The sequence below is a fragment of the Micromonospora sp. GCM10011542 genome (assembly GCF_042650685.1).
In the GTDB taxonomy this organism is placed as follows: Bacteria; Actinomycetota; Actinomycetes; order Mycobacteriales; family Micromonosporaceae; genus Micromonospora.
Genome location: NZ_JBHSBO010000040.1, coordinates 114,343 through 134,696, shown reverse-complemented (window position 1 = coordinate 134,696; position 20,354 = coordinate 114,343). Strand labels below are relative to the sequence as shown.

Annotated in this window: 18 protein-coding genes and 1 pseudogene; 13 read left to right on the top strand and 6 right to left on the bottom strand. The window is 71.6% G+C overall.

Annotated features, from left to right (window positions below):
* The first annotated feature begins 291 nt into the window (after window positions 1–291).
* Window positions 292–3,153: a glycosyl hydrolase gene (locus ACFOW4_RS14105; RefSeq protein WP_377527729.1), complete on the top strand. Its 2,862-nt coding sequence runs from the start codon at window positions 292–294 to the stop codon at window positions 3,151–3,153.
* 76 nt (window positions 3,154–3,229) lie between these two features.
* Here ACFOW4_RS14105 and ACFOW4_RS14100 read toward each other — a convergent pair whose 3' ends face one another.
* On the bottom strand, window positions 3,230–4,141 hold the full coding sequence (locus ACFOW4_RS14100; RefSeq protein WP_377527728.1) for an MBL fold metallo-hydrolase: 912 nt from the start codon (window positions 4,139–4,141) through the stop codon (window positions 3,230–3,232).
* A gap of 289 nt (window positions 4,142–4,430) precedes the next feature.
* Between ACFOW4_RS14100 and ACFOW4_RS14095 the strand changes: the two genes are divergently transcribed.
* Window positions 4,431–4,799: a YybH family protein gene (locus ACFOW4_RS14095; RefSeq protein WP_377527726.1), complete on the top strand. Its 369-nt coding sequence runs from the start codon at window positions 4,431–4,433 to the stop codon at window positions 4,797–4,799.
* Window positions 4,800–4,820: 21 nt separating this feature from the next.
* On the opposite strand, the gene ACFOW4_RS14090 is transcribed toward ACFOW4_RS14095, so the two are convergent.
* The 3 genes from ACFOW4_RS14090 to ACFOW4_RS14080 form a co-directional block, all read right to left on the bottom strand.
* On the bottom strand, window positions 4,821–5,108 hold the full coding sequence (locus ACFOW4_RS14090) for a muconolactone Delta-isomerase family protein (RefSeq protein WP_377527725.1): 288 nt from the start codon (window positions 5,106–5,108) through the stop codon (window positions 4,821–4,823).
* 222 nt (window positions 5,109–5,330) lie between these two features.
* A complete protein-coding gene (locus tag ACFOW4_RS14085; RefSeq protein ID WP_377527723.1) occupies window positions 5,331–5,561 on the bottom strand; it encodes a DUF2188 domain-containing protein in 231 nt (76 codons plus the stop codon).
* A gap of 275 nt (window positions 5,562–5,836) precedes the next feature.
* Window positions 5,837–6,328, bottom strand: a complete 492-nt coding sequence (locus tag ACFOW4_RS14080) for a MarR family winged helix-turn-helix transcriptional regulator (RefSeq protein WP_377527722.1) — start codon at window positions 6,326–6,328, stop codon at window positions 5,837–5,839.
* Window positions 6,329–6,438: 110 nt separating this feature from the next.
* Between ACFOW4_RS14080 and ACFOW4_RS14075 the strand changes: the two genes are divergently transcribed.
* The 4 genes and pseudogenes from ACFOW4_RS14075 to ACFOW4_RS14060 all read left to right on the top strand — a co-directional run.
* Window positions 6,439–7,488 carry an LLM class flavin-dependent oxidoreductase gene (locus ACFOW4_RS14075; RefSeq protein ID WP_377527720.1) on the top strand — a complete coding sequence of 350 codons (1,050 nt, stop codon included), beginning with the start codon at window positions 6,439–6,441 and terminating at the stop codon, window positions 7,486–7,488.
* The gene (locus ACFOW4_RS14070) at window positions 7,481–8,512 is read left to right on the top strand and encodes an LLM class flavin-dependent oxidoreductase (protein WP_377527719.1); all 1,032 of its coding nucleotides are present in this window, start codon (window positions 7,481–7,483) and stop codon (window positions 8,510–8,512) included. Before ACFOW4_RS14075 ends, ACFOW4_RS14070 begins: the two co-directional genes overlap by 8 nt.
* Window positions 8,513–8,552: 40 nt before the next feature.
* A complete protein-coding gene (locus ACFOW4_RS14065) occupies window positions 8,553–9,254 on the top strand; it encodes an NADPH-dependent F420 reductase (protein ID WP_377527717.1) in 702 nt (233 codons plus the stop codon).
* 42 nt (window positions 9,255–9,296) lie between these two features.
* Window positions 9,297–9,392, top strand: a pseudogene (locus tag ACFOW4_RS14060) (BBE domain-containing protein); the annotation flags it as partial.
* A 167-nt stretch (window positions 9,393–9,559) separates the two neighbouring features.
* On the opposite strand, the gene ACFOW4_RS14055 reads toward ACFOW4_RS14060, so the two are convergent.
* Entirely contained in the window at window positions 9,560–10,006 is a 447-nt protein-coding gene (locus ACFOW4_RS14055; RefSeq protein WP_377527716.1) for an NUDIX hydrolase, read from the bottom strand.
* 285 nt (window positions 10,007–10,291) lie between these two features.
* Between ACFOW4_RS14055 and ACFOW4_RS14050 the strand changes: the two genes are divergently transcribed.
* The 3 genes from ACFOW4_RS14050 to ACFOW4_RS14040 all read left to right on the top strand — a co-directional run bounded on the left by ACFOW4_RS14050 (window position 10,292) and on the right by ACFOW4_RS14040 (window position 13,463).
* Window positions 10,292–11,149, top strand: coding sequence for a DUF4352 domain-containing protein (locus ACFOW4_RS14050; RefSeq protein ID WP_377527714.1), 858 nt, complete (start codon window positions 10,292–10,294; stop codon window positions 11,147–11,149).
* 521 nt (window positions 11,150–11,670) lie between these two features.
* A complete protein-coding gene (locus ACFOW4_RS14045; RefSeq protein ID WP_377527713.1) occupies window positions 11,671–12,648 on the top strand; it encodes an ATP-binding cassette domain-containing protein in 978 nt (325 codons plus the stop codon).
* Window positions 12,645–13,463, top strand: coding sequence for an ABC transporter permease (locus ACFOW4_RS14040; protein WP_377527711.1), 819 nt, complete (start codon window positions 12,645–12,647; stop codon window positions 13,461–13,463). Before ACFOW4_RS14045 ends, ACFOW4_RS14040 begins: the two co-directional genes overlap by 4 nt.
* Here the strand turns inward: ACFOW4_RS14040 and ACFOW4_RS14035 are convergent.
* The gene (locus ACFOW4_RS14035; protein ID WP_377527710.1) at window positions 13,445–16,684 is read right to left on the bottom strand and encodes a BTAD domain-containing putative transcriptional regulator; all 3,240 of its coding nucleotides are present in this window, start codon (window positions 16,682–16,684) and stop codon (window positions 13,445–13,447) included. The genes ACFOW4_RS14040 and ACFOW4_RS14035 overlap by 19 nt on opposite strands.
* Before the next feature lie 242 nt (window positions 16,685–16,926).
* Between ACFOW4_RS14035 and ACFOW4_RS14030 the strand changes: the two genes are divergently transcribed.
* From ACFOW4_RS14030 to ACFOW4_RS14015, 4 genes are all read left to right on the top strand, one after another.
* A complete protein-coding gene (locus ACFOW4_RS14030) occupies window positions 16,927–18,381 on the top strand; it encodes a PQQ-dependent sugar dehydrogenase (protein ID WP_377527708.1) in 1,455 nt (484 codons plus the stop codon).
* Window positions 18,378–18,938: a hypothetical protein gene (locus tag ACFOW4_RS14025; RefSeq protein WP_377527707.1), complete on the top strand. Its 561-nt coding sequence runs from the start codon at window positions 18,378–18,380 to the stop codon at window positions 18,936–18,938. Before ACFOW4_RS14030 ends, ACFOW4_RS14025 begins: the two co-directional genes overlap by 4 nt.
* Complete coding sequence (locus tag ACFOW4_RS14020; RefSeq protein WP_377527705.1) at window positions 18,935–19,498, top strand: TVP38/TMEM64 family protein; 564 nt, start codon at window positions 18,935–18,937, stop codon at window positions 19,496–19,498. The genes ACFOW4_RS14025 and ACFOW4_RS14020 overlap by 4 nt, the downstream gene beginning before the upstream one ends.
* Window positions 19,499–19,574: 76 nt before the next feature.
* Window positions 19,575–20,345: an alpha/beta fold hydrolase gene (locus ACFOW4_RS14015; protein ID WP_377527704.1), complete on the top strand. Its 771-nt coding sequence runs from the start codon at window positions 19,575–19,577 to the stop codon at window positions 20,343–20,345.
* The last annotated feature ends 9 nt before the right edge of the window (window positions 20,346–20,354 follow it).

Genomic DNA, 20,354 nt, shown 5'->3' with positions numbered 1-20,354 from the left:
GGAGTGGGCAGTTCCCATTCCCTTGATCGTCCGCCGGACGGACATCCCCCTCACGCAGTCGAACCTCTCCTGGTGGCATCCCCAGGCCCGGTCGTCGGTGCCCCCGGTCAAGGTCTTCGTCAGGCGCAAGCTGCCGCATCGCGACATCAGCACGCAACCCGTTCGACACATTGACGCATGTCGTCGTACCGGATTACCGTGGCCGATGAGAGAGCGCTCTCTCACTGCATCCTCTCCCCCAATCCGGACACGACGTGCCGACCGGCAGGCTGGCATCCCGATGGAGGCACCATGAAACCTCCCGTCCCACTCCACCACTGGGCCCTGGCCGCCACCACCGCGCTGACCCTGGTCGTCGGCGGCCTCGCGATCGCCGTCACCCGCCCCGCGCAGGCCGCCCCGGTCGGCGCCGGCAGCTACACCACCACCCCGGTCGGCGCGCTCCCCAGCGGCTGCGGCGCGATGTCCAGCAACCCCCGGCAGTTCGCCACCGCCAACGCGCCCGCCGGCGCGATACCCACCAACGACTGGTGGTCCTCGCTGCTCTGGAAGCGCACCGACTGCGCCTTCAGCGAGCCACTGCACGCCCACCCGGTCTCGTACGACACGTTCACCGACGGCCTCGGCTTCTCGGCCAACTCCACGCCCGCCATCAGCGGCACCGCCACCGGCGTCGGGGAGTACCACTACCCGTACGTCCAGGACATCCGGGTCGGCGTGGCCGGGCTCGGCGCGCCGCTGGTCAAGGTCGACGGCTGGACCGACTGGACGGTCAGCCCGTACTGGAGCGACGGCGCGCGGACCATGCGCGCCACCATCGGCCACGGCCTGCCGTTGGCGTACTTCCAGACCAGCGGCGGGGACGCGGTGATCAGCACCGCCGGCACCGCCGAGGTCTGGTCCAACGGCGGCGCCACCGTGGGCTTCCGGGTCAACGGCCACGACTACGTGGGGTACGCACCCAGCGGCGCCACCTGGACCGTCGGTGCCGGCCGCATCTCCTCCACCCTGGCCGGGCGGGGCTACTTCTCCGTCGCCCTGCTGCCGCCGACCGCGAGCGCGACGGAGCGGGCCGACCTGGCCGCCACCTACGGCCGGTACGCGCACGCCCACGTCACCGGCACCCGGGTCTCCTACGCCTACGACCCGTCCACCAGCGGGCTGACCACCACGTACGCGTTCACCACCACCGCCCGGGAGGGCACCGCCACGCAGACCGTGGTCAGCCTCTACCCGCACCAGTGGAAGTCGCTGAGCGGATCCAGCGCGATCACGCCGACCTACCCGTCGGCGCGCGGCCGGATGAGGGTGCTCACCGGCGTCAACCAGTTCCGTACCGCCATGAAGTTCCAGGGCGTCCTGCCGGAACTGCCGGCCGTGGGCGACGGCAGCGGCGCCGACCTGGCCACCCTCACCGGTCACCTGGCCGCCGCCCGGTCCAACCCGATGGACCAGCGCGGCGCCGACACGTACTGGACGGGCAAGGGGCTCGGCCGGGCGGCCCGACTCGCCGAGGTCGCCGACCTGGTCAACGACACCGCGACGCGAGACAGCGCGCTGAACGCGATCCGCAGCACCCTCACCGACTGGCTGACCGCGTCCAGCGGCGAGACCGGCAAGGTCTTCCACTACGACGGCAACTGGGGCACCCTGATCGGCTACCCGGCGTCGTACGGCTCCGACCAGGAACTCAACGACCACCACTTCCACTACGGCTACTTCATCGCCGCCGCCGCGACGCTGGCCAAGTTCGACCCGGCGTGGGCCGCCACGAGCCGCTACGGCGGCATGGTGGACCTGCTGATCCGCGACGCCAACAACTACCGCCGCGACGACACCCGCTTTCCCTACCTGCGCGACTTCGACATCTACGCCGGCCACGACTGGGCCTCCGGGCACGGCTCGTTCGGCGCCGGCAACAACCAGGAGTCCTCGTCGGAGGGGATGAACTTCGCCAACGCCCTGATCCAGTGGGGGCAGGTCACCGGCGACAGCGCCGTCCGCGACGCCGGCATCTTCCTCTACACCACCCAGGCCGCGGCCATCCAGGAGTACTGGTTCGACGTCGGCGACCAGAACTTCCCCGCCGCCTTCGGGCACTCGACGGTCGGCATGGTCTGGGGCGACGGCGGCGCGTACGCCACCTGGTTCAGCGCCGAGCCGGAGATGATCCAGGGCATCAACCTGCTGCCGGTCACCGGCGGGCACCTCTACCTGGGCTACCACCCGGCGTACGTGCGGACCAACTACGCCGAACTGGTGCGCAACAACGGCGGGCAACCGACGGTGTGGCAGGACATCCTCTGGCAGTTCCAGGCCCTCGGCGACGGCGCGGCGGCGCTGGCGAACCTGCGCGCGAACCCCGGCTACACCCCGGAGGAGGGAGAGAGCCGGGCGCACACCTTCCACTGGGTCCGCAACCTCGCGGCGCTCGGCACCGTCGACACGACGGTGACCGCCAACCATCCGCTCGCGGCGGTCTTCTCGCGCAACGGGGCACGCACCTACGTGGCCTCGAACCCGACCGCCAACCCGATCACGGTGACGTTCTCCAACGGCACCACGCTCGCCGTGCCCGCCGGCCGAACGGCCACCACCGGGGCGTACACCTGGAGCGGCGGCAGCGCGGCGGGCGGCGTACCCCCGGGGCCGACCCCCACCGACCCGCCGCCGACCACCCCGCCCCCGGGCTCGCCGACGCGGTACCTGCTGCCCGGTGGTGGGCTCGGCGCCGCCGGCGGCGCGGCCACGACCACGGTCGCGGCGGCCAACGGAAACCACGACGGTACGCCGACCAACCCGCAGGTCTTCACGGCGACCGGCCTGAACCTCGCCTACACCGGCGGGCAGACCGGGTTCGACCTGTTCGTGGACGCCGGCACGGCCGTCGGGAACGGCGTGCAGGTGCGGGTCTCCTACGACCTGACCGGCAACGGCGGCTGGGAGCGGGTGGAGACCTCGCGCTACTTCGCCACCGACCCGGTCCCGGGCTATGAGCACTACACCCAGAACGCCGGCCTGGCCTCGGCCACCGGCACGCTGGGCGCGCTGAGCAACGGCACGGTCCGGGTGGAGATCTGGTCGGCGATCGGCAACAACCCCACCACCCTGGGCATCGGCAACCAGTCGGTGCTGCGCCTGCCGTACTCCTGATCGACCCGCCCACGCCGCCGCCGGTCCAGACAGGCCGGCGGCGGCGCCGGGCAGCAACCGGGTCAGCGACCAGTGCTCAGGGCGCGATGCCGAACGGGCCCATGCTGCCGTAGTCCAAGCGCAGGGCCTCTGCCATCGTCCACGCGTTCGCCAGTGTGAACAGGTCGGCGCCGCCCAGGCGCTCTGTCCATCGAGGTACCAGGTCGTCGGCGGCCGTGGCGGCCACGGCGTCGAGGTAGGCCTTGAAGACGGCCCAGGCGTTGGCGGTGTCGACCGGGGCCATGATCTCGTTCAGGTCGACCGAGGAGAGCGCTGCCTCGGTGGTGGCCCGCAGGTCGTTCACGTACTCGACCTGGATCCGCACGTCCTCCGGGGTGCCGGGTCGGTTGACGTGTCCGCCGATCAGCTTCTCGAACGGATAGCTGAGTGCCTGCTCGTGGGCGGTGACGAAGCCGGGGATGTTCGCCGAGACCGCCAGGTTCGAGAAGGGAACCCAGCCTGGGAAGATCACGTCTACGAGCATCAGGACGCGTTGCGTCGGCGCGAAGATGAAGATGTTCCCTTCGGCGTGGTTGGGGCCCTTGTAGTCCAGTTGCAGGCTGTGGTCTCCCGCGTCGATCGTCAGGGTGTCGTCGAACACGTGCGTCGGCATGGGGCGGTTCGGGTCGCCGAGCAGCGCGAGCCGTTCCGCGGTGATGCGGTGGGCGTAGCGGGGCACGTCGTCGGGGTAGACCGAGATCGCACCGACATGGTCGGAGTGCTGGTGGCTGTAGACGACGTGGGTGATGGTGCGGCTGGTCACACCGCGAACCGCGCGGAGGATGTTGTGGCCGAGGGTGGGTGGCGCGTCGACGACGATGACGCCCTCGTCCGTGACCACGAACATCATGTTGTACATGCCCTCACCGAGGAAGAAGACGCGGTCGGCGATCTCCTCCAGCACGTAGCCGGCCTTGGGGATCTCGGGCCCCTGGGCCGCCTGTGGCACGGGGGCATTCGGCATCTTTCGCGCCCGTTCAGCGGCATCGGTGTACGGGGTCGCCGACATGTCTGATCCACTCCCTGACCATCGCCACCGGGTCCGCCGCGGACCGGCGTTCCGGGCCCGCTGGAGTACGGGCCACGATCGTCGATCATCCGGGCAGGCGTCGCGCTTTTCGGTCGTTCGGCCCCGACCTCACCCTCGTGAGGGACCATGGGCCTGTTCCCGGGCGTGCGCGCCCGGTCTCCAGCAGCAGGACCGCATCGCCAGCGAACAGAGGACGGGGCCCGGAGACATGACGAGTGATCCGCTGGAAGACGTGTTGGACCGCTGGAAGGCGGCGTTCGACGGTCACCGGGTGCAGGCCATGGCCGACCTGTTCACTCCGGATGCCCTCTTTCAGGGTTTCGGCCCCGAGGTCATGGTCGGGCGGGACGCGGTGCGCGACTACTACGAGGCGGTGCCCGACAACCGCAACGCCGAGGTGACCCTGCTGCACAGCTACACGATCGGCCGCGAAGTGGCCGGGGGGTTCGCGGACGTCACCTTCCGGGACCCGACAGGTTGGGAAGCTCCGGTGCACCTCTCGCTGGTGCTGCAGCTCAGCGAGGGTACCTGGCGGATCCGCCAGTACCACGTCTCCCGGATCAGCGGGGAGCACTGACCCTCACCTGGGCGCTTGCGGTCACGGGGTCGCGTCGGCCGTGCCCGGGTCGTTGGGGTGGGGCTCCACCGCGGTGACGACGGGCGTCATCCACGGGCGCAGCGGCAGGGTGCCGAGTACCTTTTCGTGCAGCTCGGCCTCGTTGGCGGCGCGCCACAGCCCGATGCTGCGCAACTCCCCGACGGGGCGCCACAGCCGCACCAGGTGACCGGCGGCCGCCAGTTCGCCGGCACGGACCCTCTCGGCGGCACGGCGTCGATCGACCTCGGCCGGGTCGGTGCCCTCCGGGACCGTGGTGACGAGCTCCACCAGGAACTCCTTCATAACCACACACTCCGTCTGGTGAAGGCGCCGGGCGGTTGCCGGGAGCCGAGCGGGTATCGAGGACGGGACAGCCAGCCGCCTGTCGCGGCGGGTTACCCGCAGGATACGGGCGGCGGCACGGGAGAGGACCCGTCCTGCGCGTACCCGGTTCCCCGAAGCGGACTGACCTCCTCGGCCAGGCCGAAGAGGTCAGTCCGCGGGAGGGCGTCAGCCCTCGATGTCTCGTGGATCGCGGCTGCGGGGGTAGGTGTTCTTCTCCCCGATCTTGCCGTCCTGCTTCTTGACCACGTGTTCGACGCCGCGGTCGGCCGCCATCTCGCGACCACGGTCCTGCGCATCGGCCTTGGTGTCATGCGTGCTGCTGGCCCGGTCGTTGCCCTCCGGGCGGTTCTTCCACTGCCCGTCCTCGTGGTATGTGTCGATGTCGCCCTTGACCATCGTCGGCTCCTCCCTGCGTCTGCACTGTCCACCTCATACGTTGCCTGCAGCCCTGGTGGGCAAACCGCTCTCCAGGAGGCGCTTGAGGTTGCGGTAGCTGGAGTGCCAGCGTTGGGCTCGTCGACGGTGCTCCGGCAGTCGTGGTGGTTGCTCGCGGACACCTCGTCACGGTCATGACCTTCGCCGTCACCGCGAACAGGATCGTGGCCATCGACATCATCGCCGACCCGCGACGGCTGACCCAACTGGTCATCGAGCCGCCTGGGTACGAGTGATCATTCCTCGTGGTGCGTGTCGAGATGCGACCGAAGCGCCGCCGCGATCTCGCCCGCCGCGAGGAGTTGCTCCGGCGTGAGAGCGTCGACGAACAGTTCGCGGATGGCGCGCAGGTGCGGGACCGTGGACCGTCGGAACGCCTCGGCTCCGCTCGGCGTGAGCAGCACCTCCGCTCCCCGGGGAACCGTCGCGCACTCCTGGCGGCGGATGAGTCCGCGCCGCTCCATGCGCCCCAGGTGGTGCGAGAGCCGGCTCCGCTCCCAGCCGATGTGCGCCGCGAGTTCCGAGGAGCGCATCTGCCGGTCCTGCGCCTCGCTGAGCGCGAGCAACACGGAGTAGTCCCCCGGTGAGAGCGAGGACTCCGCCTGCAGGCGCGACGCGAGCTGCGACCTGAGACCTTCCGTCGTCTCGATGAAGTCCCGCCAGATCCGTAGCTCCTCGGCGGCCGGCAGCCGGCGGCCCCTGCGCCGCTCGGGTGTGGCGTTGGTCATCCAGATCTCCCGAGAGTTGACGTGTCAATTGCCAGGCTAGCATTGTTGACACGTCAACCGCGAGGCCTCCGTTCCGGGGCCGCCGGCTGGCCCATGTGAAGGAGGGGACGATGACGGCTCAAGGCTTCGAACTGGGGCTCAACTCGTTCGGCGAGGTGGCCACCGACGGCGGCCGGATCCTGAGCGACGCGGAGACCGTACGGCTGCTCGTCGACGAGGCACGGCTCGCGGAGTCGGTCGGACTCGACGTGTTCAGCCTCGGCGAGCACTACCGGGAGGGCCACAACGACTCGGCGACACCCGTGCTGCTCGCGGCGATCGCCACGGCGACCGATCGGATCCGCCTCGGCACCTCCGTCACGGTGCTGAGCACGAACGACCCGGTACGGCTCTACCACGAGTTCGCCACCCTCGACGCCGTGTCCAACGGCCGGGCCCAGATGGTGCTCGGGCGGGCGTCGGCGACCGAGTCGTTTCCCCTGTTCGGCTACGACCTGGCCGACTACGAGCGGTTGTTCGAGGAGAAGCTCGACCTCTTCGTACGGCTCCAGCGGGACGAACCGGTCACCTGGTCGGGAACCGTACGCAGCCCCCTGGTCTCGCAGTGGCTGCACCCGCGGATGCGCGCGGGCGGCATCCCGACGTGGATCGGCGTCGGCGGAAGCCCGGACTCGGTGGTCCGCGCCGCCCGCTACGGACTCCCGCTCATGATGGCGATCATCGGCGGCCGTCCGCAGCGCTTCGCCGGTCACGTCGAGCTCTACCTGCGGGCGCTCGAACAGGCCGGGCATACTGTCCAGCCGATCGGGCAACACTCGCTCGGCCTCGTCGCGGACACCGACGAGGAGGCGGTGGAGACGTGGTGGCGGTACTGGCAGCCGGTCGTGGCGGCGGTCGCCGAGGAGCGCGGCTTCTACAAGCCGGACCGTAAGCGCTACGAGGCCGAAATCGACCGCGGCGCGCTGTTCGTCGGGTCACCCGAGACGGTCGCGCAGAAGATCGCCACGATGGCCCGTGACCTGCGGCTGAGCCGTTTCGACCTCAAGTACGACATCATGCACCTGCCTCGCGAGGCACGCGCGCGCACCATCGAACTGCTCGGCAGTGAGGTCGCGCCGCGGGTCCGCGAGCTGCTGGCGAAGGAGCCCACCCATGTCTGACCTCGAATTCGGCCTCGACACCTTCGGCGACGTGCCGCAGGACGACTCCGGTAAGCCCGTCTCCTACGCGGCGGCGATCCGGCAGGTCGTCGACGAGGCGGTCCTGGCGGACGAACTCGGCGTCGACGTCATCGCCCTCGGCGAGCACCACCGCCCCGAATATTCGGTGTCGACGCCGGAGACCGTGCTGGCCGGTATCGCCACCCGTACGTCGCGGATCCGGCTCGCCTCCGGGGTGACCGTGCTCAGTTCGGACGACCCGGTCCGGGTGTTCCAGCGCTTCGCGACGGTCGACGCGCTGTCGAACGGCCGTGCCGAGGTCATCCTCGGGCGTGGCTCGTTCACCGAGTCCTTCCCGCTGTTCGGCTACGACCTGAGCGACTACGACGTGCTGTTCGAGGAGAAGATCGAGCTGTTCGTCAAGCTGCTGGACGAGAAGCCGGTGACCTGGAGCGGCACGACACGGGCTGCCCTGGAGAACGCGGACGTCTTCCCGAAGACCGAGTCGGGCCGCCTCAACACGTGGGTCGGCGTCGGCGGCTCGCCGCAGTCGGTCGTGCGTACCGCCCGGTACGGCCTACCGCTCATGCTCGCCATCATCGGCGGCGCACCCGAACGCTTCGGGCCCTACATCGACCTGTACCGCCGGGCCGCCGAGCAGCTGGGCACGACGGCGCACCCGGTCGGGATGCACTCCCCCGGCTTCATCGCCGACACCGACGACGAGGCGAAGCAACTGTTCTGGCCGCACTACCGGGTCATGCGGGACCGGATCGGCAGGCTGCGCGGCTGGCCGCCGATCCGTCGCCAGGAGTTCGACGCCGAGGTGGAGCACGGATCCCTCTACATCGGCTCGCCGGAGACCGTGGCCCGCCGGATCGCCGGCGCGATCCGCAGTCTCGGCGTCGGCCGCTTCGACCTCATCTACACCGCCGGCGCCCAGTCGGTGAGCGCCCGTATGCGCGCCGTGGAGCTGTACGGCACCAAGGTGATCCCCCTGGTCCGGGACATCCTCGCCAGTTGACCAGGGCCACGGACGCCCGATCGGAGAACGGAAGGACGACATGAACGACAGCGCCCGGAGCGGGCCACAGACGTTGGGCATCCTCGGTGCCGGCAAGGTGGGCACGGTGCTCGCTCGACTCGCCCTCGCCGCCGGCTACCGGGTGCTGGTCGCCGGCTCCGGCGACCCGCAGAAGATCGCCCTCACCGTCGAGGTACTCACGCCCGGAGCGGTCGCCACCACCGCGGTCGACGCCGTTGCGAGCGCCGACATCGTGATCCTCGCCCTCCCTCTGGGCAAGTACCGCACCATCCCCGCCGAGGCGCTGCGCGGCAAGCTCGTCGTCGACGCGATGAACTACTGGTGGGAGATCGACGGCATCCGCGCCGACCTCACCGACCCACGCACCTCGTCGAGCGAGACCGTCCAGGCGTTCCTGTCCGATTCCCGGGTCGTCAAGGCCTTCAACCACATGGGGTACCACGATCTCGAGGATGGGGCACGGCCGGCTGGCACGGCTGGCCGCAAGGCAATCGCGATCGCTGGTGACGATGCCACTGATCTCAGCGTGATCGCGTCGCTCGTCGACGCGCTGGGCTTCGACCCGGTCGTGGCCGGTCCCCTCGCCGAGGGCGTGCGGCTCGAACCAGGCAGCGAGTTGTTCGGCGCCAACGTGAGCGCGGACGAGGTGCGCGCCATGCTCGACCGCTTCCCTGAGTCGGAGCGCGGACGGGTTGTCGCCTCCGCGCGCTCGGCCACCTGACAGCAGGCGGACGACCGTCACCCGACCGGGTTCCGGATCAATGTGCCGAACATCGGAATGGCGGAATGGGAGAAGGCCTACTGGGGGCGCAACTTCGACCGACTGCGCAAGATCAAGGAGAAGTACGACCTCCACAACGTCTTCCAGTACGCATCCCACCCACGACCTGCTGACGGTGGAGGCGCCGGGCCAGCGGCTGTCGGGGTGTCCGGCGTGGTCGCACGCGACGCGAACCCGCCGCCGCGGCCCGGCTCCCCGGCGGGATCCGGGCCGCGGCAGCGCCTCCGGCACCGCACCCGCAGGAGTCATCCCGCCGGTGTCACCGCTGACAGAAGGTCGATCAGACCACGTGGGTACAGGACTGCCTCGCCGCTGGTGAAGCGGCTCAGCGGCTGCCAGGTGACGGGGCTGCCCTCGTCCGCGACGTGACCGACGGCATCTCGTTCATACATCGAACGGTCGGCCAGGGCGGCTGAGTGGACGAACACAATCTCGTGGCCCACTCGACCGTAGGCAGTGAATATGTTCTCCAGAACGCCGAGCAGTTCCACATCGGACAGCTCGGCGGCAAGCTCCTCCCGCAACTCCCGTCGCACCGCCTCGGCGGCCGACTCGCCGAACTCGATGCCGCCACCCAGGGGCCGATAGAAGGTCTCCTGCTTCGTCGCATCGTGCCCCTCGAAGACCAGGAGGTCGTCTCCGCGTCGTACGGCGGCGAGGGCGATGGGACGAATCTGCGGCATCCTGCTCATGACGCGACCCTAGGGGCGACTCGCGTGGCCGTGCCGCTGAATTGTGCGCTCGTCAGCACCACCACCCCAAGCAAGCTGGACGGTGCCGCCCAGCTCGCCGGGCCGTGCGCGGGCGTGTGGCTCAACGTCCGAGCAGTGGATGATCACATTGGTGGTTTCCCCAGCTGACCGGCTCAGACGACGGGACGCCCGGGGGACTGTGCCGGCGCGAACGCCGTGACAACGTTGCCAGCATCGCGCTCGTTACGGGGAAGCGCGAATCCAGACCTGGGAGACCACCACTCGATGACGAACCCCTACGACCCTGCCCAGAACCAGCCGCCGGCGCCGGGCCAGCAGCCGATGCCGCCGACCGCGCAGTTCCCGCAGGTGCCCGCCGGGCAGTACGCTCCGCCCCCCGGCCAGCCTCCCCAGTACCCGACGCCACCCGGCGGATGGCAGCAGCCCGGCGCGCTCGCGGCGCCTGCCGCCCGCAAGCGGCCGTGGCTGATCCCCACCCTCATCGGTGTCGGCGCGTTCGTCGTGCTGTGCTGCGGCGGATCGCTGGTCATCGGCCTGACCAGCGACGACGGCAAGAAGAACGACGTGTCTGCCAGCCGGGACATTCCAGCCGTCACCACCAGCACCTCCGCCCCGCCGGCGGCGGCCCAGAACACCTCGGCCCCGGCGCCCGCGCCGTCGAAGTCGGTCGCGCCCCCGACGACCGCAGCCCCGGCCCCGGCCCCGGCCAAGCCTAAGACCTTCGGCATCGGCGACAAGGTGCGCGGCGGCGATTTCGAGTTCACCGTCAACAGCGTCAAGTGCGGGATCTCCCAGGTCGGCAGCAGCTACTTCAACCACAAGGCGCAGGGCACCTTCTGCCGTCTCAGCGTGACCGCCAAGAACGTCACCAAGAGCTCCCACCTGTTCCACGCCGACGGCACCATCACCGCCCAGGACGCCTCCGGCCGGGAGTACGACGTCGACGGGGAAGCCGCCATCTACGGCAACGACGACGCCAAGGGCTTTCTCGACGAGATCAACCCGGGCAACGCGGTGAAGGCGAACGTCTACTTCGACGTGCCCAAGGGCACGAAGCTGAAGACCATCACCTTTGACGCCGGCCTGTTCACTCTCGCCGAGGACGCCGTCGTCACCCTCTGACCGGCCGGCGATCGCCACCCCGGTCACCGCGTCGTGGCCGGGGTGAACCGACCGGCCGCTGGTGCCGCGCCCACCGGGAGCGCGGACGCCGATACCGGTGATGACCACACGGCGGTTCATGAGCGGGCTCCCGAAGCGGTCCGGCCGGCCCGGGGCGGGGCGGCCGGACCTGGAGTCGGCGGACGGACTGAGCGATGCATCACCGCTGGGTTCCCTTCGCCGGACGTGCACGGACGACGGCCACCGGGGTTGCCGCCCGGCGACGCAGTCAGCCTCGGCAACGGCGCTCGAACCGCGCTCGAAGCTCGATGGGCCCGCGGGCCGACCGTCCGACGGCCGGCCCCGGCGCCGAGTCGGCCGTGGCCCGTCGGAGCGAGGAGAGCCGGTCTCCGTACGGCGATCGTCCGCTGACAGCGGCGTGCCAGCGGGATGTGCGCACGCTGCCAGCGCGGCGCGCGAGTCTGCACGTCGAGGGCCCGGCCTGCGCGGTCGCGGCCCGCGACGGAAGAACGGAGAACACCATGAACGATCTTGTGGTCCGGGCGGAGGGCCTCCGCAAGCGGTTCGGAAAGACCCAGGCGCTCGACGGGGTGGACCTGGCGATGCGCCGGGGCACCGTGCTCGGCGTGCTGGGACCCAACGGCGCCGGCAAGACCACCGCGGTACGGGTGCTCGCCACCCTGTTGCGCCCCGACTCCGGGACCGCCGAGGTCGCGGGCATCGACGTGCTGCGTCAGCCGCAGCGGGTACGCCGGCGGATCGGCCTCACCGGGCAGTACGCGAGCGTCGACGAGGACCTCACCGGCACGCAGAACCTGGTGCTCATCGGGCAACTGCTCGACCTCACCACCCGCGACGCCCGGCGACGCGCCGCCGAACTGCTCGACTGGTTCGACCTCGCGGAGGCCGCCGGGCGCCCGGCCAAGACGTACTCGGGTGGCATGCGCCGCCGCCTCGACCTCGCCGCGAGCCTGGTCGGACACCCGGAGGTGATCTTCCTCGACGAGCCGACCACCGGCCTCGACCCGGCCAAGCGCGAGGACATGTGGGGCGTCGTCCGCAACCAGGTCACCCAGGGCGCCAGCGTCCTGCTCACCACGCAGTACCTGGAGGAGGCCGACGCGCTCGCCGACGAGATCGTGGTGATCAACCAGGGTCGGGTGATCGCCCACGACACGCCGGACGGACTCAAGCGCCGCGTCGGCGGGCTGACCCTGCGGGTACGGCCGGCCGACCCGGCCCGGGTGCCGGACGCGCTACGGGTGCTCGACGCGGTCGCCGCCCCGGGAACCAACGCCTCCGCCGACACGGCCGCGGGCGCCCGCCCCGGCGCGGTCAGTGTGCCCGTCGGTGGCGACACCGCCCTCGACGAGGCGGTGCCGGCGCTGCGCCGGGCCGGCGTCGAGGTCACCGAACTGGCTCTGCACCTGCCCAGCCTCGACGAGGTGTTCCACGCCCTGACCGTCGGTTCGCCCGCGAAGAAGGAGGAGCTCGTATGACCGCGCTCGACGTCACCGCCCCCAGCGGAGTCGACCGGCCGCGGGGCGGCCCGCTCGCCGCGCTCGTGCGGCACAGCGTTGCGCTCGCGCGCCGCAGCCTGATCAAGACGGTGCGGACGCCGGAGGCTCTGATCGACGTGACCCTGCAACCGGTGATCTTCCTGCTGCTGTTCACCTACCTGTTCGGCGGGGCCATCGCGAGCGGTGACCGGCACGCGTACCTGCAGTTCCTGCTGCCCGGCATGCTCGCGCAGTCGCTGGCGATGGGCGGCATCGCCCTGGGCCAGAACCTCAACGCCGACATCGAGAAGGGTGTCTTCGACCGCTTCCGGTCACTGCCGGTGGCCCGCTCCGCGCCGCTGGTCGGCGCGGTCGCCGCCGACGTCGTGCGCTACCTGACGGTGTGCGTGGTGATGCTGGGCTTCGGCACGGCGATGGGGTTCCGCGTGGAGACCGGGCTCCTTCCGGCGGTCGCCGCGGTCGCCCTGTCCATCGGGTTCGGGCTGTGCTTCTGCTGGATCTCGGTCTGGGTCGGCATGCTGGTACGCACCCCCGGCGCCGTGCAGGGGGTCATGTTCCTGTTGGTCTTCCCGCTCTCCTTCGGTAGCAACGTCTTCGTCCCGGTGCACACGCTGCCCGGCTGGTTGCAGGCGTTCGTGCACGTCAACCCGATCACGCCGCTGGTCGGCACGATCCGCGGGCTGCTCGTCGGTGGCCCGGTGGCCCACGACCTGACGTTCACGCTGGCCTGGATGGCCGGCCTGCTGGTGGTGTTCGTGCCGCTGGCGCTGCGCGCCTACGCCCGCCGCGCCTGAACCGGGCCGGGCAGTTCGCGGCGCAACCGCGCCGGATCGACCTGGGCCGAGGCCGCCTTCCCGTCCAGTTGCCACCCTGACTGGTACGCGTCGGCGAAGGCCGCCTCGCCCAGTGCGGTCCGGCTGCGGGCGGCCATCGCGGCGATCTTCGGATCGGTACGGTCGTGGGTCCCCCGCAACCGGGCAGCCGCTCCGAGCAGGTGAGCCACCTCGCGGTGCCGCCCGTACCACTCGGCCAGCCGGGCCGCGCTCACCGCGACCACCGACAGGATCGGCAGGTCGCGGGTCTGCACGCCCGCCGTGTACGCGTCGGCCAGCGCCGCCTCGGCGCCGGCGGCGTCGCCGCGCTCGATGCAGAGCGCCGCCCGGAAGGAGCCCACCAGCGCTCGGCCGTGGTCGCCACGGGTCGACGGATCACGCGCCATTCCGGCCTCGGCCGCCTCGATCAACTCCTGCGCGCGGTCCAGGTCGCCGATCCGGATCCAGGTGCCGGCCTCCAGTATGTCGACCAGGCGGCTCAGCTCCCGAGATTCCGACCGCAGCGCCCGCTCCCGGGCCGACTGAAGCATGGCGACCGCATCGGCGGTGTCGCCGCGCCGCAGGTGCAGGTCGACCCACCGCATGTCGATGAAGACCTCGTCGCCGATGCTCAGCGACCCGAAGTCGCGGGCCCGCGCCTTCGCCTCGCGCAGGTCGGCGAGCGCGCCGTCGAGGTCGCCGTCGTACTGCCGCAGCAGCGCGCGCATCGGCAGGACCGTTGCCATTCCCCAACGGTCGCCGACCCGGCCGAAGGCCTCCAACGCAGCGTCCACGTCGACGCGTACCTGATCGAGGTTGCCCCCGTTCTCGCAGATCTGCATGCGAAACGTCCGCGCCACCGCGGCCAGCCACGGATCGGGACCGTCGATGAGGCCCTGAATGAGGGCGAGTGCCCGTTCGGGCTGCCCGGAGAAGAAGAGCGTCAACGCGGCCAGCGCACCGGCCAGACCCGGCAGCGCCGGATGGGCGACCAGGTTGTCGGCGACCTCGCGCAACTGGGTCTCGCGGTCCCGGACCGTGTCGAAGCCGGGCTGGCTGCCGATGCGGTTAAGCAGCAGGAAGGCCTCGGCGCAGTCCCGAGTCAGCGTGTGCGCGCCGGACGGCACGGCGAGCGCCTCGCCCAGCCAGTACGCGGCCTCGGTGTGCCGGCCGAACATCTGCCAGAACCAGGCCAGGTCCAGCGCCAGCGCGACCGCGCCGTCGGCGTCGCCGCAGTCGCAGAGGTGGCGCAGGGCGGCGAGGGCGTTGTCGTACTCCGCTCTGAGCACCTGCAGCGCCGCGAGCTGGCCGGGGCCTCGCAGCTGGGCGTCGTGGCGAGCCACGAGGACGGCGAGATGACGGGCGGCGAGATCGCGGACGGTGTCGAGCGTGCCCTGCTCGGCCAGCCGCTCGATGCCGTACTCGCGCAGCGTCTCGAGCATCCGGTAGCGGCCGGCGTCCGGCGCGAGGTGCAGCAGCGACCGGTCGACGAGGGCAGCGAGCAGTTCCGGGATCTCGGCCGCCGGCACGGCGGTGCCGGCGCAGACCGCGGTGGCCGAGCCCGGCGTCACGCCGCCGGGCAGGACCGAGACCCGTTCCGCCACCGTGCGCTCGTGGTCGCCGAGCAGGTCCCAGCTCCACGCGATGACCGCGCGCAGCGTGCGGTGCCGCGGCGACGCCGTGCGGCTGCCCGTGGTCAGCACCGCGAACCGGTCGGACAGCCCGGCGGCCAGTTCGGCCAGCGACAGCGTCCGCAGCCGCGCCGCGGCCAGTTCCAGCGCCAGCGGCATGCCGTCCAGGCCGCGCACCACCCGGAGGGTGTCGCCGAGGGTGTCCTCGTCGACGTCGAAACCGGGTCGTACGGCCGCAGCCCGGTCGACGAACAGGCGCACGGCCGCGGCACGGCGGACCTGCTCGACTCCGCTGCCCGGCTCGGGCAGTGTGAGCGGACCGAGCGGGACCAGCGCCTCACCGTCGACCGCCAGCGGCTCGCGACTGGTCGCCAGCACCCGCAGCCCGACGCAGCGCGGCAGCAGTGCCGCGACCAGGTGCGCGACCGCGTCGATCAGGTGCTCGCAGTTGTCCAGCAGGAGCAGGCTCTCCCGGCCGTTGAGCTGATCGGTGAGCACGTCGAGTTCCCCACCGTCGACGCGTATCCGCCCGGAGCCCTCGAAGAGCGTGGCGCCGCGCAGCCCGATCGCAGCCAGCACGGCCGCGCCGACCTTCGCCGGCTCGGTCACCGAGGCGAGGTCGACCAGCCAGGTCCCGTCCCGGTACTCGTGCCGGTGCCGGCGCCCCGCCTCGATCGCCAGCCGGGTCTTCCCGGCGCCGCCCGGCCCGAGCACCGTCACCAGACGTCCCCGGGCCAGCAGCGCGTCGATCCGGGTGAGATCCTCGTCCCGCCCGATGAAGCTGGTCAGCGGGGCCGGCAGGTTGCTCGGTGCCTCGGCGCGCGGACTGTCGGCGAAGCGCAGCAGACGCAGATGGCGCTCGCGCAGGGCAGCACCCGGGTCAGCGCCCAGCAGGTCGGCCAGGGTCGCCCGGACGCGCTCGTAGAGCTGCAGGGCCTCGGCCTGCCGTCCCTGCGCCGCGAGTGCGTCCATCAGCAGCGCCGCCACCCGCTCGTCGGCCGGATGCTCGCTAAGCAGGGCGGTCAGGCGGCCGGCCGCCTCGTCCGGGCGGCCCAGGGCCAGCCGCGCCTCGGCCAGATCCATCTCGGCCTCCACGAACGACCGGGCCAACCGCGTGGCGACCGACGGAGCGACCGCCTCGACCGCGGCCAGCTCGCCCAGCAGCGCCACCGCCTCGTCGAGCAGCGCCGCCGCGGACCCGGGATCGCCGGTTCGCAGCCGCTCGCGGCCGGCCGCGGCCAGCCGCTCGAAGCGCAGCACGTCGACGTCGTCGCAGGCGACATCGAGTCGGTAGCCGCCCTCGACCTGCGCCACCGCACCCGTGGCACCGAGCATCCGGCGCAGCCGGGACACCAGAGTCTGCAGGGCGTTCGCCGGGTCGGCCGGCCCGTCCTCCGGCCAGAGCGCCTGGACCAGGACTCCCGAATCGACCGCTCGGCCGCCGGCGAGCGCCAACCGGACGAGCAGACCGCGCAGCCGGGCTCCGGAGACGGGGAGGCTGGTGTCGCCGCGGCGCACCTCGACAGCGCCGAGCAGCGTCACGCGCAGCCGCGCAGCCCCGTCCTCGCTCACCGGTCAATCCTCCCGCGCGCGGCCCGTGCGGTGACCAGCGGGAGGGACACCAGCCCCGCGCGGCGGCGCGACCGCGACCGGCGGGGCCGCGATGAGCAAGTTGACAGGGTTTCTACGACTTCCTGCGCAGCGCATGCGTGAAGCGCAGAATGTCGGTAACCAGCCCTTCCCGCCCTAATCGTCCCAACAGGTCGCGGGTTGCGCGAGAACCGGACCGGGCCGCGAATGCCGAAGGATGTCGGATGACCTCGTTGATGCCGCTGTCGGTGACCGTGGCGGAGCCGGAGGCGCTGTCCACGCTTCCGACACCCGCGCGTCCGCGTGTCGATCCGGCCGACGTCGTGGTGCCCGACGGGTACCACGTCGAGGCGGTGCTCGTCGGCCTGTCGATGCCGTGCGGGATGGGTTTCGCCGGCGACGGAACCCTCTACGTCCTGGAAGGCGGCAGCACCTGGCCCACCCGCCCCTACGTCCCGGCCCGGATCCTGCGACTGGATCCCGACGGCCACCTCGGCGTGGTCACCGAGGAGGCGCTGGGCGGGCCGCGACACGTGGCGGTGCACGACGACGCCCTGCTGGTGTCCTGCAAGGGTGGCCGACACGCCCGGATAGACCGCATCGACCCTGCCAGCGGGCGCAGCGAGGTGCTGATCGACGGGCTGCCCAACGGTGGCTGGCACGAACCGGGCGGGCCGGTATTCGGTCCCGACGGGCTGATGTACTTCGCCCAGGGTTCGGTGTCACAGCAGGGCGTGGTGCTGCCGCAGGGGTTCCAGGTCGACGTCGCTCGACACATCGACGTCCACGACGTACCCGGTGAAGATGTCGTCCTGACCGGCAACAACGTGCAGACGTACGACCCGACCGCCCCCTACCCGTACCTGGTGGAGACCGGGCCCTTCAAGCCGTTCGGCACGCCGGCCCAGCGCGGCGAGGTCGTGCGGGGCGCGCTCAAGTGCAGTTCGGGCCTGTGGCGCGCCCAGCCCGACGGCAGCGAGATGGAGCTGGTGGCCTGGGGCCTGCGCAACCCGTACGGGATGGCCTTCGGCGAGGACGGCGACCTCTACGTCACCGACAACGACTTCGAGGAGACCGGGGACCGGGCGATCCGGGCCGACCCGGACCGGATCTGGCGCATCGACGCCGCTCGGACTCCGCACGGCTCGATCGACCGGCCCGCCTGGTACGGCTTCCCCGACATCTGCGGTGACGGCCTGCCCGCCTGGCACGACTCCCACCTGCCCCGCCGGGGACGACGGGCCGAACCGCTGATCGAGGATCCGCCGCCGTGGGCCGGCCCCGCGGTGTTCCTCGAGAAGCCGCACTCGGCGATGGCCGGTCTCGACGTCTCACGCAGCGACGCCTTCGGGTACCGGGGGCGGCTTTTCGCCTGTGAGTGGGGAACGCTCGCCCCGATGAACTCGCCCGACCCGACCGACCTGGAGCACGGCTTCCAGGTGGTGGCGGTGGACCCGACCGACGGCACGTGCGAGCCGTTCATGCGCAACTCGCGACCGGGACCGGCCTCGGCGCTGGGCACGGGCGGGCTGGAGCGCCCGGTCGACGCCAAGTTCGCCCCGGACGGCAGCCTGTACGTGCTCGACTTCGGTGTGTCCCGGGTGGTGGAGGCGACGCAGATGTCCTACGGGCACACCGGCGTGCTGTGGCGTGTCGTCCGGGACGGGAGCCGGGGGTGAACCCGCCGCTGCTCGTGGAGGTCGATCACGACACCGTCACCGCTCAGCTCGACCGGGTCGTACCGTGGCTGGTGGCCACCCGCACGCTGCAGTCCGCGTACCGCAAGATCCTGGAGGACACCGCGGACGAGGTCGGTGAGCCGCACATCCGCGCCTGGCTGCACGAGATCGCCGAGCCCGCGCGGCGCCACGAGGAAGCGGTGGCCGACCTGCACCGCGCGTTCGGCCACCAACCGGAGACCGGGACCGGTGCGGCCGCCGCCCCGGCTGTCGCCGCCGCCCTGGGTACGCTCCGCGAACTGGTCGGCGAAGCGCAGGGTGTGGTCGCCGGCGCACGAGGACGGGCCTGGCGGCACATGCGCATGCTGCTGCTGAGCAACCTCGACGCGATCAGCGGCTTCGCGGTCGCCGAGCAACTGGCCCTGGCGCTGGGCAGGCCGGCCGTCGTGGACATCACCTGTCCCATCGTGGCCGACAAGACCCGGCACCAGCTGTTGATCCGCGAGTGCTTCCTGGAGATGGCCTCGAACGCGATCCTCTACCGGCGCGACGTGTGAGCCAGCCTCGGCGCTGGGGATATCCCGTCCTGCTCACCGGCCTGCCGGCGGCGCTGCTGGCGGTCTTCGGCGCGGTGCAGGCACTGGATGCGCCACTGCTGACCGACCCCTCTCCCCTGCTGGGCGAGGCGGGCCCTGCCGCAGCAGCGACCGGCGTGCTCCTGCTCCTGGCCGACGTGGCAGTCCCCGTGCCGTCCAGTCTGGTGATGATCGCCAACGGAGCCCTGTTCGGGGTACTCGCCGGAACGCTGCTGTCGCTGCTCGGCGGGCTGGGGGCCACGCTCGTCGCCTTCGGCCTCGGCAGGCGCAGCCGGGGCCTGCTCGCCCGCACCACCACACCGGCGCAGCGGGCACGCGCCGACCGGCTGCTCACCCGGTACGGTCTGCTCGCCGTACTGGTCACCCGTCCGGTACCGGTGCTGGCCGAGACCGTCGCCCTGCTCGCCGGCACCACCGCGTTGGGGTGGTGGCACGTCACGGTGGCGAGCGCCGCGGGAGTCCTGCCGGCCGCACTGATCTACGCGGCCGTGGGCGCCACCGCTCAGAGCGGGCTGTCCTGAATCCTGGTTCCGGCCCGTGGCGTGATCGGGGGTGAATCCGCTCCCGGCACGGCGGCGTGGACCTATCGTGTCGTACGTGCAGGCAGCGACCGTGGGTCCGGGCGGCGCCCGGATGCGCTGGGTGGAGACCTGCGGCGTCGAACCGACGCGGGTGTACGTGCACGGGCTCGGCGCCGCCTCGGCGGCGTACTTCGTCCCGGTGGCCACCCGCCCCGAACTGGCCGGGCACCGGTCGCTCTTCGTCGACCTGCTGGGCTTCGGGTTGAGCGACCGGCCGGCCGACTTCGGCTACACGGTGGAGGAACACGCCGCGACCCTGGCCACGGCGTTCGACGCCGCCGGTGTGCGAGGAGCGGACGTGATCGGGCACAGCATGGGCGGTGCGGTGGCGATCGTCCTCGCCCACCAGCGACCGGACCTCGTCGGCCAACTGGTGCTCGTCGAGGCGAACCTGGACCCGAGCCCGGCGCCGAAGGTCGGCGGAAGCGGCATCAACGCGTACACCGAGGCCGATTTTCTCGCCGGCGGTTTCGCCGAGACGCTCGACCGGGTCGGGCCGCTGTGGGCCGCCACCATGCGGCTCGCTGATCCGGTCGGCCTCTACCGCAGCGCCGTGCACCTGGTGGCGGCGACCCGGCCCACCATGCGCCACATGCTGGTGCGCCTGCCGATACCGCGGACGTTCATCCAGGGCGCGCAGGGCGCCCCGGTCCAGGACCCCGACGACCTCACCGCCTCCGGGGTACGGGTGGTGATCGTGCCGGACGCCAGCCACAACGTCATGCTGGACAGCCCGGAGGAGTTCGCTCGGGTGACCGCCACCGCCCTCAGCGGTCGTCGCGCGTGAGACAGTGCG